Below are 3,788 nucleotides of genomic sequence, written 5' to 3'. Positions count from 1 at the left end.
TCACTGCATTGACCACGATCCGGGCTTGGCGAAAACGTGTGCTTGCCCTGGCAATGGCCTTGCGCAGTCATTCGCCAGATGCCGTCATCGTCTTCGCCGGCATGCCGCCACTGCGTTCGTTCCCACTGATTCCCGAACCGTTGCGCTGGCTGATCGGGTTTCGCGGTGAGACCCTGGATGCTGTCATGCATGCGGCACTCAAGGAGTGCCCGGGCGTGTTCCATGTTCAAGTTGAGTTCGAGATGCGCGAGGACAGCTTCTGTGCCGACGGCTTTCATCCTTCCGAGCAAAGCTATGTCGTATTCGGCGAGGCAATGGCTGAGAGCATCGACGCGCACTTGCCGAGGCCCTAGCTTCGTCGCCACACCGCGCAGAAATTGTTGGCCGGCATCGGCTGCAAGGCGATGCGTTGAAGTCCTGCCGCTTCGGCCAGTGCATCAATTGCGGCGAGATCGCGGATGGCCATATGCGCCCCGCGTTCGTGTAGCCAGCGATCAAATTCGGCGTTGCTGTCGCTGGTGTACTGCCCGTTGATGTTGAACGGACCGTAGGCGACAAATACACAAGTGTCACTCATGATTTCGGGTAACCGTGCGAACAGGCGTTCGACTTCCGTCCAGGCCATGATGTGCAGCGTATTGGCAGTGAAGATCGCGTCGAATCGCATTGCCGGCCAGTCGTCCTGGCCGACATCGAAAACGAGCGGTGCTGGCGTATTGGCCAGTGCCGCATCGTCGAGCCAACTCCGTACGCCGGCAAGGTATTCAGTGCGATCCGAGGTTTGCCAGCGCAGATGCGGCATTGCAGAAGCGAAATGGACCGCGTGCTGGCCCGTGCCGCTGCCGATCTCGAGCACATGGCTGCGCTCGGAAAACACCTCGCGCAATACATCAAGAATCGGCTCGCGATTGCGCTCGCAGGAAGGCGAGAACGGTTTCTCGACAGGATCACTCATGGTTTGATATCCGCGTCGGCAAGCGGCGGCATCTTGCCCTCGGTCGCCGGCCCGGAAGCGGAGAGTTCCGCTGCGTTTGGCACAATCGGTTGCAGGCCGATTGTCGCGCGCCAGCCAAGCACGAAGGCAAGCATGATGAGCGTGGCCGAAAGCAGGAACGCGGCGCCTGGCAGATGCAGGGGTGCCGATTCGCCGATGAAATAGGCGAAAGTCTGGCTGAACACCAGCGGCCCGAAAATCGTCGCCAGGCTGGACAGGCTCGTGATCGCCCCCTGCAGTCGTCCCTGTTCGGTCGGATCGACCTGACGGGTAATGATCGATTGCGTGGTCGGCCCGCCGAGGCCGGCCAGCGCGAGCAGCGGAATGCCGAGCAGAAAGATCGTCGCGTTGCCGGCGAAGCCGAGGGTAATGAAGCCACTCATGCCGAACAGCAGGCCGGCGAGCATGACTGGCCGCTCGCCGAACCTCGGCACCAGACGTCGGATCAGTACGGCTTGCACGATGCCACTGCACACGCCGACCAGAGCCAGTGCATAGCCGACATCGCGCGGTCCCCATTGAAAGCGGTAATCGGTGTACAGCACAAAGGTCGAGTTGAGCGAGAACTGGGCGAATGCGGCAAGAAAAAACACCACCGCAAGTGCGAACACCTGTGGATAGCGGCGCAGCAGGCGCAAGGAGCCGAGCGGATTGGCGTTCTTCAGGTCGAATCGGGCACTGCGCCTTTCCTTCGGCAGCGATTCCGGCAGTACGAACATGCCGTAAAGGAAATTGGTCAGGGCGAGAGCGGCCGCAACCCAGAACGGAGCGCGCACCGAGATGCCACCGAGGAAGCCGCCGAGGGCCGGGCCAATAATGAAGCCGATGCCGAACGCGGCGCCGAGCAAGCCGTAGGCGCCGGCACGCTTCTCCCTTGGCGTGACATCGGCGATGTAGGCGTTCGCCGTCGAGATGCTGGCGCTGGCGATGCCCGAGATGATGCGTCCGATAAACAGGATCGGCAGCGTCTGCGCCAGGGCCATGAGGATGAAGTCGAGGCCGAGGGCGAGGTTTGAGGTGAGGATCACCGGACGCCGGCCGAAGCGATCCGACAGCGCACCCTGCACTGGCGAGAATACGAACTGCATGAGCCCGAACAGCGCACCCATGATGCCGGTCCAGCGCACCGCCGTGGCGATGTCGCCGCCGGTCATGCTCTGCACCAGATGTGGGAACACCGGGATGATGATGCCGAAGGCGAGCATGTCGATCATCACCGTGACGAAGATGAAGATGACCGCCGCTTTGCGCACCGGCGTGTGGCTGGATTCGGACGTCATGTCGGAAGAGGGTTTGCGAATCGACAAATCATGGCAGGCACAAGCGGCTTACGAGTCAGCACGCGCTGCACCCGGCACGGGCCAACTCCGATCAATGGGTGCTGGCCGAAGTTCCCTCACGAATTCGAATGGATATTGATGAATCGCAGAAACTCGGCACGCGTACGCGCATCTTCACGAAAATCGCCGAGCATCTGGCTGGTGATCATCGAAACGCCGCGTTTGTGCACGCCGCGCGTGGTCATGCACTGATGGACCGCATCGATGACAACGCCGACACCACGCGGCTTGAGCACATCCTCAATGCAGTGGGCGATCTGCGCGGTGAGTTTTTCCTGCACCTGAAAGCGACGCGAGAAGCCGTCGACGACGCGGGCAAGCTTGCTGATGCCGACGACCTTGTCGGTCGGCAGATAACCGATGTGTGCGCGACCGATGATCGGTGCCATGTGATGTTCGCAGTAGGACTCGAATTCGATGTCGCGCAGAACGATCATCTCGTCGTATCCGGCGACCTCTTCGAACGTGCGACGCAGATATTCGGCAGGATCGATGGTGTAACCGGAAAACCAGTCGCCATAGGCATTGACCACGCGCTTCGGCGTGTCGAGCAGCCCTTCCCGCGCCGGATCCTCGCCGGCCCAGCGCAACAGGGTGCGTACTGCCTCTTCCGCCTGATCGCGGCTGACCTTGGGCAGTTTGGCTTTGGTGGTCTTCTTGCGTGGAGTGGCCATGAGCAAACCGTACCGGTTGTGGGACAACGGTGAAGTTTAGCAGCCAGACCTGAGCTGTCGCGGCCCGCATCGCAAGAAGACAGCATCAAGTCCCGCAGCGACATCAATCCACGCGGCAGAAAACCGCCTTCAGATAACGGCTCTCGGGCACATGTGCCAGCCACGGATGATCACCTCCGGCGCCGGTCACCTTGATGACTTGTGCCGTGCGATTGGCATAAAACGCGGCACGACGCAGCATGTCGAGGAATTGATCTTCGCTGACCAGGCCGGTGCACGAGCAGGTCAGCAAAATGCCGCCTGGTTTCAGTGCGCCCATCGCCAGCTTGTTCATGTCGAGGTATTTCTTCAGCGCGGGGATGACCTGCTCGCGATCGCGGGTCATCTTGGCCGGATCGAGAATGACGACATCAAATTTCTCGGCGCGGTTGTTCGGGAAATCGCGCAACCAGTGGAAGATGTCGGCCTGGACGAAGCGAATCCTGGCCTTGTTGAGATAGGCGTTCTTCTCGGCAATTTCGAGAATGCTCTCATCGAGATCGACGCCGACGACTTCACTGGCGCCGCCGATGGTTTTCGCGGTGATGCCGAAACCGCCCGAGTTGCAGCACAGGTCGAGCACGCGCTTGCCTTCGCAGAATTCGGCCAGGGCCTTGCGATTGTCACGCTGGTCGACGAAAAATCCGGTCTTGTGCTTGCTGCCTGGTGCGGCGTGGAACTTGACGCCATGCTCGTGGATAACCGTGGGCTCGGGTGTCGGCGGTACGGCGCAATCGAAAC

5 protein-coding genes are annotated in these 3,788 nt (G+C 60.9%); 1 reads left to right on the top strand and 4 read right to left on the bottom strand.

Annotated elements, in window-relative coordinates; all coding sequences use genetic code 11:
• Window positions 1–353: hypothetical protein (locus tag VFN25_RS13185; RefSeq protein WP_325142649.1), on the top strand; the 353-nt coding region annotated here is incomplete at its 5' end.
• On the opposite strand, the gene VFN25_RS13180 is transcribed toward VFN25_RS13185, so the two are convergent.
• From VFN25_RS13180 to VFN25_RS13165, 4 genes are all read right to left on the bottom strand, one after another.
• A complete protein-coding gene (locus VFN25_RS13180) occupies window positions 350–955 on the bottom strand; it encodes a DUF938 domain-containing protein (RefSeq protein ID WP_325142647.1) in 606 nt (201 codons plus the stop codon). The genes VFN25_RS13185 and VFN25_RS13180 overlap by 4 nt on opposite strands.
• A complete protein-coding gene (locus VFN25_RS13175; protein ID WP_325142646.1) occupies window positions 952–2,274 on the bottom strand; it encodes a TCR/Tet family MFS transporter in 1,323 nt (440 codons plus the stop codon). The genes VFN25_RS13180 and VFN25_RS13175 overlap by 4 nt, the downstream gene beginning before the upstream one ends.
• A gap of 116 nt (window positions 2,275–2,390) precedes the next feature.
• Window positions 2,391–3,008 carry a GTP cyclohydrolase I FolE gene (folE, locus tag VFN25_RS13170; protein WP_325142643.1) on the bottom strand — a complete coding sequence of 206 codons (618 nt, stop codon included), beginning with the start codon at window positions 3,006–3,008 and terminating at the stop codon, window positions 2,391–2,393.
• Window positions 3,009–3,111: 103 nt separating this feature from the next.
• Window positions 3,112–3,788: class I SAM-dependent rRNA methyltransferase (locus tag VFN25_RS13165; protein ID WP_325142641.1), on the bottom strand; the 677-nt coding region annotated here is incomplete at its 5' end.

The sequence above is a fragment of the Dokdonella sp. genome, from assembly GCF_035703485.1.
In the GTDB taxonomy this organism is placed as follows: Bacteria; Pseudomonadota; Gammaproteobacteria; order Xanthomonadales; family Rhodanobacteraceae; genus Dokdonella.
This window is presented reverse-complemented; position numbering and strand designations above follow the sequence as displayed.